This window comes from Actinoplanes sp. URMC 104 (assembly GCF_051386375.1).
Taxonomy (GTDB): Bacteria; Actinomycetota; Actinomycetes; order Mycobacteriales; family Micromonosporaceae; genus Actinoplanes.
The window spans coordinates 1391276-1408804 of record NZ_JBPQTO010000011.1 but is presented as its reverse complement, the minus strand read 5'-3'; the positions used below and the strand labels follow the sequence as shown (position 1 = coordinate 1408804).

At 71.1% G+C, this 17529-nt stretch carries 15 protein-coding genes; 2 read left to right on the top strand and 13 right to left on the bottom strand.

The features are described 5' to 3' along the window. Positions 1–11 precede the first annotated feature (11 nt). Entirely contained in the window at positions 12–761 is a 750-nt protein-coding gene (locus ACSNN8_RS32265) for an SDR family NAD(P)-dependent oxidoreductase (protein WP_436653756.1), read from the top strand. 5 nt (positions 762–766) lie between these two features. Here the strand turns inward: ACSNN8_RS32265 and ACSNN8_RS32260 are convergent, their stop codons facing one another. Beyond that, positions 767–1273 carry a MarR family winged helix-turn-helix transcriptional regulator gene (locus ACSNN8_RS32260; RefSeq protein WP_436653755.1) on the bottom strand — a complete coding sequence of 169 codons (507 nt, stop codon included), beginning with the start codon at positions 1271–1273 and terminating at the stop codon, positions 767–769. A gap of 395 nt (positions 1274–1668) precedes the next feature. Between ACSNN8_RS32260 and ACSNN8_RS32255 the strand changes: the two genes are divergently transcribed. Then, positions 1669–4188 carry a hypothetical protein gene (locus ACSNN8_RS32255; protein ID WP_436653754.1) on the top strand — a complete coding sequence of 840 codons (2520 nt, stop codon included), beginning with the start codon at positions 1669–1671 and terminating at the stop codon, positions 4186–4188. Between the two features lie 158 nt (positions 4189–4346). On the opposite strand, the gene ACSNN8_RS32250 is transcribed toward ACSNN8_RS32255, so the two are convergent. The 12 genes from ACSNN8_RS32250 to ACSNN8_RS32195 form a co-directional block, all read right to left on the bottom strand. Beyond that, positions 4347–5426: a hypothetical protein gene (locus tag ACSNN8_RS32250; RefSeq protein WP_436653753.1), complete on the bottom strand. Its 1080-nt coding sequence runs from the start codon at positions 5424–5426 to the stop codon at positions 4347–4349. Positions 5427–5704: 278 nt separating this feature from the next. Next, entirely contained in the window at positions 5705–6109 is a 405-nt protein-coding gene (locus ACSNN8_RS32245; protein ID WP_436653752.1) for a DUF3224 domain-containing protein, read from the bottom strand. Between the two features lie 264 nt (positions 6110–6373). Then, a complete protein-coding gene (locus ACSNN8_RS32240; protein ID WP_436653751.1) occupies positions 6374–6538 on the bottom strand; it encodes a hypothetical protein in 165 nt (54 codons plus the stop codon). Between the two features lie 116 nt (positions 6539–6654). After that, on the bottom strand, positions 6655–7170 hold the full coding sequence (locus ACSNN8_RS32235; protein WP_436653750.1) for a flavin reductase family protein: 516 nt from the start codon (positions 7168–7170) through the stop codon (positions 6655–6657). A gap of 2 nt (positions 7171–7172) precedes the next feature. After that, positions 7173–8333 carry an LLM class flavin-dependent oxidoreductase gene (locus ACSNN8_RS32230; RefSeq protein ID WP_436653749.1) on the bottom strand — a complete coding sequence of 387 codons (1161 nt, stop codon included), beginning with the start codon at positions 8331–8333 and terminating at the stop codon, positions 7173–7175. Next, complete coding sequence (locus ACSNN8_RS32225; RefSeq protein WP_436653748.1) at positions 8330–9472, bottom strand: hypothetical protein; 1143 nt, start codon at positions 9470–9472, stop codon at positions 8330–8332. The genes ACSNN8_RS32230 and ACSNN8_RS32225 overlap by 4 nt, the downstream gene beginning before the upstream one ends. Further along, positions 9469–11136: a dipeptide ABC transporter ATP-binding protein gene (locus ACSNN8_RS32220; protein WP_436653747.1), complete on the bottom strand. Its 1668-nt coding sequence runs from the start codon at positions 11134–11136 to the stop codon at positions 9469–9471. Before ACSNN8_RS32220 ends, ACSNN8_RS32225 begins: the two co-directional genes overlap by 4 nt. Then, the gene (locus ACSNN8_RS32215; protein WP_436653746.1) at positions 11133–11972 is read right to left on the bottom strand and encodes an ABC transporter permease; all 840 of its coding nucleotides are present in this window, start codon (positions 11970–11972) and stop codon (positions 11133–11135) included. Before ACSNN8_RS32215 ends, ACSNN8_RS32220 begins: the two co-directional genes overlap by 4 nt. Beyond that, positions 11969–12955, bottom strand: a complete 987-nt coding sequence (locus tag ACSNN8_RS32210) for an ABC transporter permease (RefSeq protein WP_436653745.1) — start codon at positions 12953–12955, stop codon at positions 11969–11971. Before ACSNN8_RS32210 ends, ACSNN8_RS32215 begins: the two co-directional genes overlap by 4 nt. A gap of 8 nt (positions 12956–12963) precedes the next feature. Next, on the bottom strand, positions 12964–14586 hold the full coding sequence (locus ACSNN8_RS32205; RefSeq protein ID WP_436653744.1) for an ABC transporter substrate-binding protein: 1623 nt from the start codon (positions 14584–14586) through the stop codon (positions 12964–12966). Continuing rightward, positions 14583–15971: an NtaA/DmoA family FMN-dependent monooxygenase gene (locus ACSNN8_RS32200; protein WP_436653743.1), complete on the bottom strand. Its 1389-nt coding sequence runs from the start codon at positions 15969–15971 to the stop codon at positions 14583–14585. Before ACSNN8_RS32200 ends, ACSNN8_RS32205 begins: the two co-directional genes overlap by 4 nt. Further along, positions 15961–17331 carry an LLM class flavin-dependent oxidoreductase gene (locus ACSNN8_RS32195; RefSeq protein ID WP_436653742.1) on the bottom strand — a complete coding sequence of 457 codons (1371 nt, stop codon included), beginning with the start codon at positions 17329–17331 and terminating at the stop codon, positions 15961–15963. The genes ACSNN8_RS32200 and ACSNN8_RS32195 overlap by 11 nt, the downstream gene beginning before the upstream one ends. Positions 17332–17529 lie beyond the last annotated feature (198 nt).

Here is a 17529-nt window from a genome sequence, read left to right as displayed (position 1 = left end):
AAGGCACAGTCATGGCACAACTCACCGGCAAGATCGCCCTCGTCACCGGCGCCACGTCCGGCATCGGCCGGGCCACCGCCCAGCGCTTCGTCGAGGAGGGCGCGTACGTCTTCGTCACCGGCCGCCGCCGCGCCGAGCTCGACGCCACCGTCGAAGCCCTGGGCGCCAACGCCCGTGGCATCCCCGGCGACGTCTCCCGGCTCGACGACCTCGACGAGATCGTCCGGCAGATCCGCGAGGACGGCCGCGGGCTCGACGTGCTGTTCGCCAACGCCGGCGGCGGCTCGTTCGCCACCCTGGAGGAGACCACCCTCGAGCACTTCGACGACACGTTCGCCACCAACGTCCGCGGCACCTACTTCACGGTGCAGAAGGCACTTCCCGTCCTCAACCCGGGCGCCTCCGTCGTGCTGACCGGTTCGACCGCGGCCACCAGCGGCACACCCGCGTTCGGGGTGTATGCGGCCAGCAAGGCCGCGATCCGCTCGTTCGCCCGCACCTGGGCCGTCGAGCTCGCCGGCCGCTCCATCCGGGTCAACGTCATCGTCCCCGGCCCCACCGACACCGAGGGCCTGCGCGGTCTCGCCCCCGCCGCCGAGCACGCCGACGCCCTGGTCAAGCAGCTCGGCGCGGCGATACCCGTGGGACGCGCCGCCCGTCCCGAGGAGATCGCGAACGCCGTGGTCTTCCTGGCCTCCGACGCGAGCAGCTTCGTCACCGGCAGCGAGCTGTTCGCCGACGGCGGCGAGGAACAGCAGTAACGACCTCAGCCGGCGCTGTCGTCACCCGGGGGCGGCGGCAGCGTGCCGTGGCGCAGCACGTGCCCGTAGACAGTCTCCAGCAGCTCCGCCAGCGGCAACACCTGCGAGCCCTGCAGCCCGCCGAAGAACAGCCGCTTGACCAGCGCCACATGCCCGGGCGCCGCCTCCTCGAGGACGCGGCGCCCGGTGTCGGTCAGCCCCACCTCGGTCACCCGGGCGTCGTGCGCGGCCGCCTGCATCCGTACGAGGTCCCGCTTCGCCATGCGCTTGACGTGATGCGAGACCCGGCTCCGCTCCCACCCCAGGCCGTTGGCCAGCACCGTGATCGGGTGCCGCCCGCCCGGGGCGACGCTCAACGCGGTCAGCACGTCGTAGTCGGCCATCGACAGCCCGCTGTCCGCCTGCAACTGCCGGTTGATCTCGTACGAGAGGCGCATCTGCAGGCGGATCCACGCGAGCCAGGCGCGCTGCTGTTCCCCGTCCAGCCACGGGGACGCATCGTCGCGGGTCACCCGCACAGTCTCGCATCCCTGAATTGCCGCCCGGCGCCTGCGCACCGGGTGCTGAAGAACGAGTCCGTGCCGTGCCGAGGGTCGCGGCCAGGCTCCTGGGCCTGGCCGCGTTGCTCGATCACGACGCGGATGTCAGGTGGCGCAGCAGCCACTCGGTGAGGGCGCGAGCCACACCACCGAGAAGGCCGGTGACTGCTGCGATGGTCAATCTGTCGGTTGATCGTCTGCGGTCGGGTGTCTCAGGCATCCATGGCTCCGATGAAGAGAGGAACGGTCTGGTCGCGCCGGCGCCGGCTCGTTCTCCAGGGTCAAGCCGGCCGGCGAAGATCCAACCCGGTTGCGACCGGAACCGACCGTCGCGTCGTCGGCCTCCGTAGGCCATGCTGGGTGATGCGATGAGTGCCGACGAGAGACGACAAGGGGGGCGCCGCGCTCGCCAGGTCGAGAAGCTGGACCTGCCGGAAGGCCCGGGGCGGCAGCTCCGTGACGCGCTGTACGAGCTCTATCTGCGAGCCGACGGGCCGACCCTGGACGAGCTGGTCGCGAGCATTGCGGCTGCCGACGATCTCCCGGGCTCGCCGGGGCGGGACACGGTGAGCCGGATTCTCAGCGGACGGGAGCCACCGGCCACGTCACAGGACGCCGTCACCATCGCTGTCGCGCTTGCCCGTCTCGGTGGGCGTGACTCGGCGGTTGTCGCCGACCGGGTCAAGGAACTGTGGGTGGCGGCCAAGATGGCCCCTCCTCCGGCGATGCCCGAGCAGTTGGGCACGCCGATCCGCGATTGTGACCCGATCGGCCTGGAGGTGCATCGCGCCATCGACATTCCCGGTCCTCAAGGGGCGACGACCGTCCTGCCGGGATACGTGGAGCGTGAGCACGACAAGCGACTGACCGGCATCGTGGCCGCGGCCGTCTCGGGGAACAGTCGCATCGCGGTCATGGTGGGCGGTTCGTCCACCGGCAAGACGCGCGCGTGCTGGGAAGCGGTCAGGAGTCTGCCGGACCGGTGGCGGTTGTGGCATCCGATCGACCCGTCCCGTTCCGCTGCGGCCGCCGGGGCGCTGGCGCAGGTCGGTGCGTACACGGTCGTCTGGCTGAACGAGGCTCAGCAATATCTGCTCACCGTGGATCCGCTGGAGGGGGAAGCGGTCGCGGCGGGTCTGCGGACGTTGCTGGCTGATGCGAGCCGTTCCCCGGTGCTGGTTCTGGCTACGATGTGGCCGCACTATTGGTCGACGTTGACCACGCGGCCTGACCCGAATCGTCCGGATCCGTACGCCCAGGCTCGCGAGCTGCTCGCCGGCGCCGACATCGCGGTGCCCGACTCCTTCTCCGCCGGCGACCTGCGGAACCTTCAGAGCGTCGCGGCCCATGACCCCCGGCTGCAGCATGCCGCCCGGTACGCGCAGGACGGGCGGGTCACCCAGCACTTGGCCGGGGTGCCGGAGCTGCTGGCTCGATACCGTAATGCCCAGCCCGCCGCGAAAGCGATCATCGAGGTCGCCGTCGATGCCCGCCGCCTCGGCCACCTCGTGGACATTCCGCATGCGCTGCTCGAGACGGCTGCGCCCGGTTACCTGTCGGATTTCGACTGGCACCAGCTCGGGGAGGACTGGCTGCGGCAAGCCCTCACCTACACCGCCCGGCCCTGCCATGGAGTTCCGGGACCGTTGACCCCCGTCCGTCGCCGGCCGGACGATGCGCCCTCCGATGGCCCCCGCTACCGGCTGGCCGACTACCTCGACCAGACGGGCCGTGCCGAACGAGCAGGACGCTTTCCGCCGGCCGCCTTCTGGAATGCCGCCGTGACGGCCATAACCGATGCGCGTCTGCTGTACGACCTCGGCCGGCAGGCAGAGTACCGAGGCCGTTACCATCGCGCCGCCCAGCTCTATTGGCACGCTGGCCGGCGTGGCAGCGTGCAAGCGCACCTGGATCTCGCCGTCCTGCTGAGACGCGCCGGTGAAGCGCGGGCCGCCGAAGTCCTTTATCGCCGGCTCGCAGAGGGCGGCCATCTCGGCGCGTTGTGGCCGCTGGCGGAAATGCTGCAGGAGGCGGGAGATGCGGCCGGCGCCGAGGCTCACTACCGTGAGCTGGCCGACCGTGGGAACCTCAGCGGATTGTGGGCTCTGGCCGGAATGCGCCAGAAAACCGGAGACACTGCGGCAGCCGAGGCGATCTACCGAGAGGCCGCCGACCGGGGAAACACCGGTGCGCTGATGGAGATAGCCGCGATGCGGGTGCAGATGGGGGACGTGGCCGGCGCCGAAGCCGTCTGCAGAGAAGCCGCTGACCGCGGCGACATAGGCCCCCTCGTCGAACTCGGGCAGATGCGTGAGCGCGCCGGAGACGAAGACGGTGCCCGAGCCCTCTATCGACAGGCAGCCGAAAGTCGCGCCCGTGGCGCCTCCGTGCGGTCTGCAGGAGCCATGGGTGCCGTCAACCGAAGTGCCGTTGACAACGGCGGTGCAGGCGCACAGACACAGCCGAGCGGCACACCGAAAGCGGGCGGAGGGTCGGTGAAGGACGAGGCGCATTATCGGCGAGCCGTCGACGGCGGCAATGTCGTTGCCCTGCTGCATCTGGCCGGCCTGAGGGAACGGGCCGGTGACATGGCCGGAGCCGAAGCGATCTATCTGCGCGCGGCCGAGCACGGCAACGTCGCGGCGTTGATGGGGCTGGCCGGGCTGAAGGAAAGGGCGGGAGACCTTGCCGAGGCCGAGGCCCTCTGCGGCCGGGCCGCTGACCATGGCACCGCCGTCGCCCTGACAGAACTGGCTGCCATGAGGGAACGGGCCGGCGACACCTTCGGCGCCGGATGCGTACGGCGTTTCGGACTCGCCGATGACGGCTCGGTCGCGGCGTCCTTGAAGGTGGACATCGCCGGCCTTCCGCTCTCAGCGAGCGCTTGATCGGGCGGTCAACGCAATGGCGGGCGCGCGTGGCGAGCCGACACCGACACGTAGGCGCGGTCGGTTCGGGTAGACCGTGCCGTCCCTCTCCGGCACCTGACTCGTGGCCGGCACGTCCCAGGTGATCGCCGATCGTGCTCGGTCCGCCCGTGACGCCCTCACATGCGCTGTTCGAGCTGCCCGCCCTCGGCAGGTCCGTGGCTGAGGATGCTGCGCAGGTCGGCCATGGCGTTCTCGCCGCGCAGGGCGGGCGTGCTCTCCAGCATCAGCCGGACGCTGTCGCCGATCTGCTGCTGCGTCAACGCCAGTTCGGCGCTGTCGCCGTCATCCTCGATCCGCGCATCGCGGACGATCGCGATCTGCTGCTCGCTGAACAACCGGGCAGCCAGCGCCGCGACGATGCGCTGCCGCGCTTCCTCCCGGCTCATACCAGCCCGGTACGCCTCGATAGCGCCCACCACGTCATCCGACGCATCCGCCGGCGCGGCCACCGCAGCGACCTCCATCGGGGCGGCTTCCACCGCCGCGGCCTCTACCGGTGCAGGTTGCGCCTCGACGTGCGCCTCCACGGCGACCACCCGCTTGCGCTTCTTGCGGGTCACCCTGTTCCACGCTGACGACACAGTCGACCCGGCGGCGGACCCTGCTGCCACCGCCGCCGATCCGACGGCGGAGCCTGCCGTTGCTGCAGCCGATCCGACGGCGGAACTTGCCGTCACCGCCGCCGACCCGACGGCGGAACTTGCCGTCACCGCCGCCGACCCGACCGCGGAGCCTGCCGATGCCACCACCGATCCCACCGCGGAGCCTGCCGTCACTGCCGCCGATCCCACCGCGGAGCCTGCCGTCACTGCCGCCGATCCCACAGCCGAGCTCGCCGACGCCACCGCCGACCCGACGGCGGAGCCTGCCGTAACCGCTGCCGACCCGACGGCGGAGCCTGCCGTAACCGCCGCCGACCCGACAGCCGGCGCGGCGGTCTCGACCACCCACTTCTCGACGTGCGGCCTGGCCTTCTCCAGCAGGATCAGCGTCACGTCGACAGCGACATCGCGCAGGAACTCCTCGAACTCGGATCGCTCCCCGGGTCCCGAATGCAGCCTCTCGTCTCCGTCGATCGGGTCGAGGGTCACGTGGCCCAGGTTGTTCGTGCCGCCCTCACGAGTCAGCGGGCTGAACGATCCGGGCTTCTTCGCCGATCGCGACAGACGCGCCCCGTCCTCGTACTCGACCCACATCTTTTCCCTAGGCATCCGCCGACCCCGCCCCCAGCACCTGTCCCGCACCACACCACGCCGCCGTGGCCGGCCGAGCCGCATCCTCCCAGACGCGCGACACTCCAGGGCACCGCACAAGATCCGCAACCTTTTGGCCACTCCGGCGATTGCCGCACTATTTCCTGCGAAGGATCCGCCTGCCGGCGGTTCCGCCGTCGCGACGGAGGCCGGGCCATCAACCACCGCGCACCGGGCAAGGTCACATGGCAAGGCGCGTCATGGCAGGCGGCGTCCGGGTGTCAGGACAGTTCGTAGTCGAACCAGATGCGGTGGGTGCCATCCTCGTCGACTGTCATGCCCCCGGTGCCGCGGACGCCGGTCAGGCCGTCGGTGCCACTTCCGGGGACGATCACCAGGAACTCGGCTTGCCGGTCCTCACCCGTGGTGGTGGCGGAATGAGCGAAGTTGAGGGTGCCGGCGTGGCCGGCGATGCTGCCCTCGAAGGACTCCATCGCAACGTACGTGCCTGTGCCGGTGGCGGAGTCGAAGGCTGCCGTGAAGAGTGTTTCGGATCGGCCCTCGATCTCGCCGGTGAACGTCTTGCGCATGGTCGCGACACCGACGGGCAGGCCGGTCTCGATCTCGGGAGGCGGCACGGGAGCCGCGGTGAAGGCGACTACCTCAAACGTTCCAGTTGCTCGCATGTCCGGCAGAGTATGGCGATCACCTGGAGTTCTCAAGACAACACGAAGGGCTGTTCGACGCCGCGTCAACCCGGCCGGCAAGCGCTACACGCCGGGACCGCTCGCTCGGCCGGCAGGCAGTTCACCTCGGAATGACGGGAACGACACCAGGCCTGTCACGAGCGCGTGCAGACGCGTTTCCTGAATGCCGCGTCGAAGCCGAGGACATCGTCGTCGATGCGACCGCCGAGCATGCGCGGCCGGTCGGGCCGAGAGCGAGCCGGGCTATCGGCCGGCGCCCCGGCGGCGGCGCAACGCCCAGATCACCAGGCCGATGGCGAGCACCCAGAGGGCCAGGATGGCCAGCACTGCCACCAGCCACAGGGGGATCCCCGTGGTGGGCGCCGTCTCCTCGGCCGCCAGGAGAGCCGGCACCGCAAAGATCTTCATGGCGGCAGCATAGAGGAGGCGGCCGAAGGCGGCGGCAGCATAGTGCGGGCGGCTGGAGGTGGCGGCAGCGTGGCGGAGGCGGCCGGAGGCGGCGGCAGCATAGAGGAGCCGCGGTGTCAGGCCTGCGGGTGCAGCAGGCTGCGGAACGAGCTGCGATGAAACACCAGCGGCGACGACGTGTCGACGTGTTCGACTGTGTGCAGGCGCAGCAGCACGATGGTGTGGTCGCCGGCCTCCACCTCGCGGTAGATGCTGGTGTCGAACTGGGCCAGGCCGTCCCGCAGGGTCACCGCGCCCAGGTCGGTGCGGGCCAGCGTCAAGCCTTCGAAGCGGGTCTCGACCGGGCCGGCCAGGCGGCGGGCGACCGGGCCGTGGTGGTCGGCGAGGATGGTCACGCCGACGTGCCGGGCGCGGCGCAGCTGCGGCCACGTCTTCGAGGTGTTGGCGATCGAGAAGGAGACCAGCGGCGGGTCGAGGCTGACCGAGGTGAACGAGCTGGCGGCCAGGCCGGTCAGCTCGCCGTCGACCTCGGCGGCGACGGCCACGACGCCGGTCGGGAAGATGCCGAACGCCTGGCGCAGGCCGGCCGGGTCGAGGTCCTGGTTGGTGGGGAACACGGGCGCGGCGGTCATGACTACCTCCCGGACGGGGAACTGGCGGCGCCGAACGGGACGGCGGGGGACGTGTGGCGGGGTGGCGCCGGGTGGTGCCACCGGCCACGGCGGGTCAGCTCGGGCAGGACGCCCTCGCCGAAGCGGTAGGCCTCCTCCAGGTGCGGATACCCCGAGAGCACGAATTCAGAGATGCCGGCCGACGCGTACTCCTCGATGAGGTCGGCGATCTGCCGGTGCGAGCCGACCAGCGCGGTGCCGGCGCCGCCGCGGACCAGGCCGACGCCGGCCCACAGGTTGGGGTAGATCTCGAGGCCGTCCTTGGTGCCGCCGTTGAGCGCGAGCATCCGCTTCTGGCCCTCGGACTCGCTGCGCCGCAACCCGTCCTGCACCCGGCGGATCTGCTCCTCGGAGATGCCCTCCAGCAGCTTGCCCGCCTCCGCCCAGGCCTCCTCGGCGGTGTCGCGGGCGATGGTGTGCAGCCGGATGCCGTACCGGAGCTCGCGTCCCTGCTTGTCGGCGAGCACCCGCACCCGTTCGATCTTCTCGGCGACGGCGGACGGCGGTTCGCCCCAGGTGAGGTAGACGTCGACGTGCTCGGCCGCCACGTCGAGCGCCTCGGGCGAGGAGCCTCCGAAGTAGACCTCCGGCACGGGGTCGGGGATCTGCGCGAGGGTGGCCGCGTCGATCTGGTGGTACGTGCCGTCGAAGTCGACGCGTTCGCCGCGCCACAGCCGGCGCACGATGGCGAGGAACTCCCCGCAGCGCCGGTACCGGGCGGCCTTGTCGAGGTGGTCGCCGTACATGCGCTGCTCGTGGCTCTCGCCGCCGGTGACCACGTTGAGCAGCAGCCGCCCGCCGGAGAGGTTCTGGAACGACCCGGCCATCTGCGCGGCCAGGAACGGCGAGATGACGCCGGGCCGGAACGCCACCAGGAACTTCAGCCGCTCGGACAGACTGCTGATCATCGCTGTGGTGACCCACGCGTCCTCGCACCACGCGCCGGTCGGGGTCAGCGCGGCCTCGAAGCCGAGCTGCTCGGCGCTGCGCGCGATCTGCCCGAGGTAGGGGACCGTGGCGGGCCGGCTGGAGGCCTCGGCCCCCACGCCGTGGCCGCCGCCGACGACCTGGCGGCCGTCCCCGCCGTTGGTGGGCAGGAACCAGTGAAACTTCAAGTCGGTCATGGGTGCTCCTTGGCAGCTGTGAAGGCGAGGCCGGCGCCGTTGAGCACGTGGTCGCCCACGCTGCGGTACCGATAGATGAGGGGGTTGTGCGAGGCGAGCGTCCGGGCGTTGCGCCAGTGCCGGTCCAGCCCGTACGGGGTCGTCACCGCCGACGACCCGCCGACCTCGAACAGCTCGGTGACCAGGCCGAGCACCAGCGTGATGACCGGGCCCTGGGCGGAGTAGACGGCGGCGTCGGCCTCGTCGAAGTCCGCGGGCGTGGCGGCGTCACCGAGCCGCGCCACCTTCTCGACCGCCGAGGCGGCGGCCAGCGTCGTGGCGGCGGCGGCGAACGCGGCCCCGGCCACCCGGCCGACCGTCTCCTGCACGAGCGGGTCGTCCTTCGGCGCGGTCGCCGGGTTGTGCAGGTTGCGCTCGCGCTGCCGGACGTACGCGGCCACGTCCTCGACCGCCGCCCGCCCGATCCCGGCCAGCGTCGCGAGGTGGACCAGCTGGAAGACGGCCGCGAGGTACGTCCGTGGCAGGCTGTTGTTGTCGAAGACCTCGACGTCCTCGGGAGCGATGCGCACGTCCTCGAAGACGGTGGTGCCGCTGCCGGTGAGCCGCTGCCCGAAGCCGTTCCAGTCGTCGAGCCGGCGCACCCCTTCGGCGGCCGTCGGCACGAACACGTCTGCGCTGCGGTCGGCGCCGACCGCGGCGGTGGTGTGGATGAAGTCGGCGAACAGGCTTCCGGTCGAGTAGAACTTCGTGCCGTTAAGCCGCCCGTCCACCAGGGTCGTGGCGCCGCGGAAGAACGACGCGTTCCCCAGCTCGCTCTGCGCGTTGCCGAACACCGCGCCCTCGGCGACGCGGCGCAGCCAGCGCTCGTCGCGGTGGAACAGCCGGCTCTCCACGAACCCGACGTGGCCGCGCAGCAGCTGGGGCAGGTTCGAGTCGGCCCGGCCCAGCGCGATCAGCTGCTCGGTGAGCTCCGGCAGCGTCGCGCCGAGCCCGCCGTACTCGACCGGGACCCGCAGCCGCGTGAACCCGGCCTCGCGCAGCAGCTCGACCTCGGCGTAGGGCAGGACGCGCCCGGCCTCGCGGGCCGCGGCCCCCTCGGCGATCTTGTCGAGGACCGCGGTGAAGTCGTGGCCGCTCATGCCCGGGCCAGCCGCGGCAGCGCGGTCAGCAGCCGCTGGGTGTACGGGTGCTGGGGTCGGCTGAAGACGGTGTCGGCGTCACCGCTCTCGACCACCTTGCCGTCCTTCATGACCAGGATGCGGTCGCTCATGTGGTGGATGACCCCCAGGTCGTGCGAGATGAACAGGTAGCTGACGCCGAGCTCGTCCTGCAGGTCGGTGAGCAGGTCGAGCACCTGCGCCTGGATCGACACGTCGAGCGCGGACACCGGCTCGTCGCAGACGAGGATCTCGGGCTCGGGCGCCAGCGCCCGCGCGATGGCGACCCGCTGCCGCTGCCCGCCGGAGAGCCGCAGCGGCGCGGCCTCCAGGTGCCGCTCGGTCAGCCCGACCTGCTCGAGCAGGCGGACTGCGCGCTCGCGGGCCTCGGCGCGCGAGGACGGCGGGCGCTTGCCCTGGGCGAGCGCGTCCACGAGGATCCGGCCGACCGTCCAGCGTGGATCGAACGAGCTCAGCGGGTCCTGGTAGACCACGCCGATGCGCTTGCGGATCGGGCGCCGCCGGGCAGCCGTCAGCGTCGTCCAGGCGGCGCCGTCCAGCTCCACCTCGCCGGCGGTCGGCGGGATCAGCGCGAGCGCGATGCCGGCCGTGGTGGTCTTGCCGGAGCCGGACTCGCCGACGATGCCGAGCGTCTCGCCCGCGTACAGCTCGAACGACACGTCGTCGACGACCGTACGGTCCACCCGGTCCGGCCCCCGGTAGACCTTGGTGAGGTGCCGCGCCGAGAGCAGGGCCCGGCCGGTGTCGATGGGCCGGCGCGTCCGCCGCGGCGCGGAGCTGCCCCGCACCAGCCGGGTGCCGCGCGTGTGCTCGGACGGGATCGCGTCGAGCAGCGCCTTCGTGTACTCGTGCACCGGCCGGTACAGCACCTCGTCCACGGGCCCGTGCTCGACGATCTCGCCGTCGCGCATGACCGCCACCTCGTCGGCGAGCCGCGCGACCACCGAGAGGTCGTGGCTGATCATGATGATCGCGGTGCCCCGCGCCTTGGACTCGGCCAGCAGGTCGAGCACCTGGGCCTGCACCGTGACGTCCAGCGCGGTGGTGGGCTCGTCGGCGATGAGCACCTTGGGGTCGAGCGCGATGGCCGACGCGATCAGCGCCCGCTGCCGCAGACCACCCGAGAGCTCGTACGGGCGCTGCCGTGCCTTGACGGACGGCTCCGGCACACCGACCGCGTCGAGCAGCTCGATCGCCCTGGCCTGCCGCGACGCCCGGGTGCCCCGGTTGTGCACGCGCAGGGGCTCGGCCACCTCGTCGCCGACCCGGCGCAGCTGGTCCAGCGACACCAGCGCGTCCTGCAGGACGAACCCGATGTCGCGCCCGCGGATCGCCCGCCAGGACCGCTCGGAGAGGGTGGCCAGGTCGGTGCCGTCCAAGGTGATCCGGTCGGCGGTCACGTGCGAGCCGGCGCCGGTGAGGCCGACCAGCGTGCGGGCGGTGACGCTCTTGCCCGAGCCGGACTCCCCGACGATGGCCAGGCAGCGGCCGGGGTAGGCGTCGAACGAGATGCCCTTGACGACCTCCCGGCCGGCGAACGAGACCCGCAGGTTGCTGACGGAGAGCAGCGCGGCCTGCGGCTCGGTGTCGACGAGCTCGGTGGCGGCAGCGGTGGGAACGGTCATCGGGCTGCTCCTTCGAGTCGGTGCTGCAGCGTGCGTCCCAGCGAGGTGAGCGCCAGGGTCGCCACGACGATCACCAGGCCGGGCAGGATCTCGAGCCACGGCGAGGTGGTGATGGAGCTGCGGCCCGCGTCGAGCAGCGCGCCCCACTCGGGGCTCGGCGGCGCCACGCCGAGGCCGAGGAAGGCCAGGCCGGAGGCCCAGACGATCGACTGGCCGACGCCGAGGGTCATCATCGCGACCAGCGGGCGCATGGCGTTGGGGAACAGGTGCTGCCGGATCACGGCCCACCGGGTGTGCCCGAGCGCGTGCGAGGCCTGGATGTAGCCGGCCTGCCGCACGTGCAGCACCTGGCCGCGGACCATGCGGGCGTAGCCGGGCGCCGACCCGATGCCGACGGCCACGATCACGGTGCCCAGGGACGGGCCGCGGATGGCGATCAGCAGCAGCGCCAGCAGCAGCACCGGGAACGCGAACGCCACGTCGAGGATCCGCGACAGCACCGCGTCGACGATGCCGCGGGCGAGCCCGGCGGCGAAGCCGAGCACGACGGCGACGACCATGGCGAGCGCGGTGGCGCCCAGGCCGATGCCGAACGACTCGCGGGTGCCGTAGACGACCCGGGTGTAGAGGTCGCGCCCGGCGTCGTCGGTGCCGAACCAGTGGCTCCACGACGGCGACAGCAGGGTGCTCTGCAGGTCGATCGCGTTGGGGTCGCGGGTGGTGAGCAGCCCCGGCGCGACGAGGGCCACCGCGAGCAGGGCGACGACCAGCCCCGACGCGACGGTTGCCGGGCGCAGCCGCAGGGCCGCGCGGTAGGGGAGGGCGATGGCGGTCATGACGTACGCAGCCTCGGGTCGACGATCGTGTACGCGAGGTCCACGAGCAGGTTGGCGATGACGTACACCCCGGCCACGACCAGCACGATGCCGGAGACCGTGGGGACGTCGCGGGTGTTGACCGCGGTCACCAGCACCTGGCCGATGCCGGGCCGGCCGAACACGTTCTCGGCGATGACCGCCCCGGAGAGCAGCGCGCCCAGCGCCCAGCCGGACAGGGTGATCGCCGGGACCACCGCGTGCCGCAGCGCGTGCCGCAGGCGGACGGCGGCGTCGCTCATCCCGCGGGTCCGGGCGGTGGTGATGAACGGCTGGTCCAGCACCTTCTCGAACTCGTCGCGGGTGACCTGGCCGAGGAAGCCGGCCAGCGGGATCGCCAGCGTGAGCACCGGCAGCACCGTGCCGCGGGCGCTGGTCTCGCCGATCACCGGGAAGACCCGCAACTGGACCGCGAAGACGACCAGGAGGACGACCCCGATCCAGTACGGCGGGAGGCTCGCGGTGAGCGCCTCCCAGGTGGAGCCGGCGGCCGAGACCGCCCGCCGGCGCTTGGCGGTCAGCAGGGTGATTCCGACGGCGAGCACCCACGCGACGACCAGCGCCGCGGCGGTGAGCACCAGGCTCGGCCCGATCTGGTCGGCGATGATCTGGCTGACCGGCCGGTGCTGGGTGTACGAGGTGCCGAGGTCGCCCGAGAACAGCCCGGTCACGTAGTCGAGGTACTGGGCGACCAGCGGCCGGTCGAAGCCGAACTGCGCGTTGACCGGCGCCAGTTCGGCCGCCGTGTACTGCTGGGCGCGGCCGGTCTGCTGGTTGAGGATCGCCGTCGCGCGATCGCCCGGCACGAGCAGCTGGGCGAAGAACGTGAGCGAGGCGGCGGCGACGAGGACGAGGACGGCGGTGGCGATTTTGAAGAGGGCCCCGCGGGCCGCCCGCACCCAGGAGGGCACGGACAGCGCGCGCGGGAGCACTGCGGTCGTCACTGGTTACCTCACTTGGTGAAGTACGCGTCGGAGAACACGGGCTCGCCCTGGCTCTTCTCCAGCCAGACGTCGTGCAGGTTCTTCGCGGAGGCGATCGAGGTCGTCTGCGTGTAGAGGCCGACGGCGGGCGCGTCGTCCTGGATGATCTGCTGCGCCTCGGCGTACTTCGCGTTCGCCTCCTCGGTGGTGGCGGCGCTGTTGCCGGCCTGGATCACCGTGGAGAGCTTGTCGTTGTTGTAGAACGCGGAGTTGTTGCCGTTGGGCGACTCCTTGGTGTCCGGGCGCCAGACGATCCAGAGGATCGCCGAGCTCGGGCTCGTCCAGTACCAGGGCTGCGCGTCGTACGCCTTGGGCCCGGAGTACTTGCCGGCGAACGTCTCGGCCTGGGTCTCGGGGATCAGCGTGACGTTGAAGCCGACCTGCTTCCACTGCTGCTGGAGGATCTGCAGCAGGGTCGCGCCCTCGCCGGTGACGACCGAGCCGGCCGGGTAGGTGAACTTGACCGCGAGCTGCTTGCCGTCCTTGGTGCGGAAGCCGGACGCGTCGCGTGCCGTCCAGCCGGCCTGGTCGAGCAGCTGGTTCGCCTTAGCCTGGTCGAAGGCGTACGCCCCGGCCACCGAGGCGTTGTAGCCCGGCGTCGACTGGCTCACCGCGGGGTTGCCCTCGTAGGGGATCACGCCGTGGAACGCGGCCTCGACGGCGGCCTTGCGGTCGGCGCCGTACGCGAACGCCTGCCGCACGGCCTTGTCGGTGAAGATGCCGTTGACGTTGTTCAGATAGATCGAGACCGGCTTGCCGGGGGTGATGTACTGCGTGACGTCGTACTTGGTCTTGGCGTCCTTCCAGTTCACCGTGGGCACGTCGTAGATGACCTGGGTCTCGCCGGTGGCCAGCGACGAGTAGCGGCTGACCGCGTCGTTGAGGAACTTCCAGCGGACCGTGTCGACGATGGCCGGGCCCTCGTGCTTGGCCGTGGCCGGCCAGGACGTGTAGTCCGGGTTCTTCGTCAGCACGACCTCCTGGCCGTGCTTCCACTCCTGCACCTTGAACGCGCCCGAGCCGATCGGCTGCTCGCAGTTCTGCTGGTCGCTGCGCTTGAGCGCGGTGGGCGACTGGATGCCGAAGTACGCCTGCGAGATCATCTGCAGCAGCGGCAGGTACGGCTTGGTGAGCGTCACCTCGAGGTGGGTGGCGTCGATCGCCTTGGCCGCCTTGAAGTACGGGTCGATGGAGACCTTGGCGGTGCTGTTGCCGCCCTTCTCCCAGTACGCGAAGTTGTCGGCGACGGCCTGCGCGTCGAGCGCGGTGCCGTCGGTGAACTTCACGCCGGGCTTGAGGGTGAACGTGTAGGTCAGCCCGTCGCCGGAGGTCTTCCACTCGGTGGCCAGCCACGGCTTGATCGAGCCGTCGTCGGCCATCGTCACGAGCGAGTCGAGAATGTTGCGGGAGATGTAGGCCTGCTGCACCCAGCCGCCGTAGAGGCAGGGCGGCTCCTGCTCGTGGCCGTACACGATCGTGCCGCCCGCGACCTTCTCGCCGTCGCCGCTCGCCGCCGCCCCGCCGCCGCAGGCGGCCAGGCCCGCGATCAGCACAGCCCCGGACGCGGCCGCCACCGTACGTTTGATGCTCATTCCTGGATTCCCTGTCCTTGCCCTTGGAGGTTGGCGCCGCCGCGGTAGCGGGTGCCGTGATGCCGGTCGGGGAGGCGGTCGCCGGCGCCGAAGATGCGCTGCCGCAGCGATTCGCCCTTGTCGTAGGAGGTGCGCAGGCGGCCGCGCTCGCGCAGCACGGGCACGACCAGCTCGATGAAGTCCTCGGCCGTGCCGTAGGAGTGGTACTGCAGGAGGTTGATGCCGTCGATGCCGACGTCGTCCAGCCAGCTCTCGATGGTGTCGGCGACCTGCTCGGGCGTGCCCGCGACGAACAGCGGGTGCCGGGTGATGTCGCCGAAGCCGGCCAGGAACTCGCCGATGGTCTTGTCGGGGTCGGACACCCGCCACCGGCTGTCCTTGTCGCCGGGCACATCGCCCAGGCGGGTCTCGGGCGGATACGCGTACGGGTCCCAGTTGAGCCCGGCGTGCGCGAGGTAGCCTTCCGGGCTGCTCAGCCGCTGGAACTCGGCGACCTTGGCCGCCGCCTCCTCCTCGGTGCGTCCGACGATGACACCGGCGGTGGTGATGAAGCGGACGTCGTCCGCGCGCCGGCCCGCGTCGACCGCCGCCTGCCGGATGCCGGCGATCGTCCGCTGGAGGAACTCGGTGGTCGGGCCGCCGGTGAAGACGACCTCGGCGTGCTTGCCGGCGAACTTCGTGCCGGCCGCCGACGCGGTCGCGGTGAACAGCACCGGCGTGCGCTGGCGGCTGGGCGAGGTCAGGTGCGGGCCCTCCACCTTGAACCAGGGACCCTCGTGGAAGATCGGGTGGATCTTCGCGGGGTCGGCGAAGACGTTGCGCTCGCGGTCCTCGACGATCGCGTCCTCGTCCCAGGAGCCCTCCCACAGCTTGTAGAGCACGTCGAGGTACTCGTCGGCCTTCGCGAAGCGGGTGTCGTGGTCCACCTCGCCGTCGAGCCCGAAGTTGCGGGCGGCGTTGGGCAGGTACGAGGTGACGATGTTCCAGCCGACCCGGCCCTTGGTGAGGTGGTCGAGCGTGCTCAGCCGCCGCGCCCAGGCGAACGGCGGCTCGTACGTCGTGGAGAACGTGATGCCGAAGCCCAGGTGCTCGGTGACGGCGGCCATCGCGGGCACGACCATCGCCGGGTCGTTGTTCGGGATCTGCAGGCCCTCGCGGATCGACGTGCCGGCCGAGCCGCGGAACGTGTCGTAGGTGCCGATCACGTCGGCCAGGAACACCGCGTCGAAGCCGCCGTCCTCGAGCAGCCGGGCCAGGCCGATCCAGTACTCGATGTCGTTGAAGCGGTCGCGGTTGTTGCCGGGCAGCCGCCACAGCCCGTGGGTGATGTGGCTGACGCAGTTCATCTCGAACAGGTTAAGGATGAGCCGTTTCTTATCGGACATGCGCGACGCTCTTCCGGTAGGCGGCCGCCGGGTGCCGGTCGGGCAGCCGGTCGCCGCGGCCGAACAGCTTGTGGCGCAGCGTCCCCTCGGCGTACTCGGTCTGGGCCAGCCCGCGCTGCTGGAGCACTGGGATCACGTGGTCGACGAACTCCTCGTACGACGTGGGGATCTCGGCGTTGACCAGGTTGATGCCGTCCACGCCGGCCGCCTGCCACTGCGCGAGCCGGTCGGCGATCTGCTCCGGCGTGCCGACGATGCGGCTGTTGGTGGCGGTGTAGTGGGCGACGTCGCGCAGGGTCGCCGGCCGGTCCGGGACGAGGTCCTTGATCCAGCCGACGATGCTCTGCACGCCCTCGGTCCTGAGCTCACCGACCGGGGTGTCCAGGTCCTCGTGGCCGAAGTCGATGCCGACCGCGCCGGACATGTGTGACAGCTGGCCGTCGTAGTCGATCCACTCGTCCAGCTCGGCGGCCTTGGCCTTCGCCTCCGCCTCGGTGGACGCCGGGACGACGTACAGGCCCTGGAAGAACTTCAGGTCGTCGCGCTGCCGCCCGTGCCGCTCCGCGCGGTCGCGGATGTCGGCGGTGTCGCGGGCGGCCGCGGCCAGGTTTGGCGACTGGATGAAGACAGCCTCGGCGTTGCGTGCGGCGAAGGTGCGCCCGGCCTCGGAGGCGCCGGCCTGGAACAGCAGCGGGGTGCGCTGCGGCGACGGGCTGACCAGGTGCGGGCCCTCGACCGAGTAGCGCGGGCCCACGTGGTTGATCCGGTGGACCTTGTCGTAGTCGGCGTGGATGCCGGTCTCGCGGTCCTGGACCAGGGCGTCCTCCTCCCAGGAGCCCTCCCACAGCTTGTAGGTCACGTCGACGTACTCGTCGGCCCAGGCGTACCGCTCGTCGTGCTTGGTCAGGCCCTCGAGGCCGAAGTTGCGCGAGGCGTTGGGCAGGTAGTTCGTGACGATGTTCCACGCGATCCGGCCCCTGGTGGCGTGGTCGAGCGTGGAGATGCGCCGGGCGAAGTTGAACGGGTGCTCCTGCAGGATCGACGCGGTGAACGCGATCCCGAGGTTCTCGGTGGCGTAGGCGAGCGCCGCGGCCAGCACCGACGGGTCGTTGCTGGGTACCTGCAGGCCGGCCTCGAAGTACTTGCGCTCGTCGCCGCGGTACGGCGCGTACAGGCCCACCACGTCGGCGAAGAAGATGGCGTCGAATCTGCCGCGCTCGAGGGTCTTCGCGAGGTGGACCCAGTGGTCGAGGTTGTTGAAGTCGGTCTGGCGGGCGGTCGGGCGGCGCCAGGTGCCCTGAATGATGTGACCGGTGGTGTTCATGACAAATGCCGCGAAATGCAGCGGGCGTGCTGGCATGGATCAACTCCAGGAAGGGGAATGACGAGTGAGCGGGGGCCCACGCTGGCCCGGCCGGCTCACCGACAGAGTGAGCTGGCGGTCCGGCGGAGGTCGACCGGGCGTCGCACGATCAGCTGCAGCACGGTGACCTCCCCTCCGACGAGTTGCGGCCTGTCTCCCCGGCCGTATTCCTATAGGAACGATAGGGGATGTAGC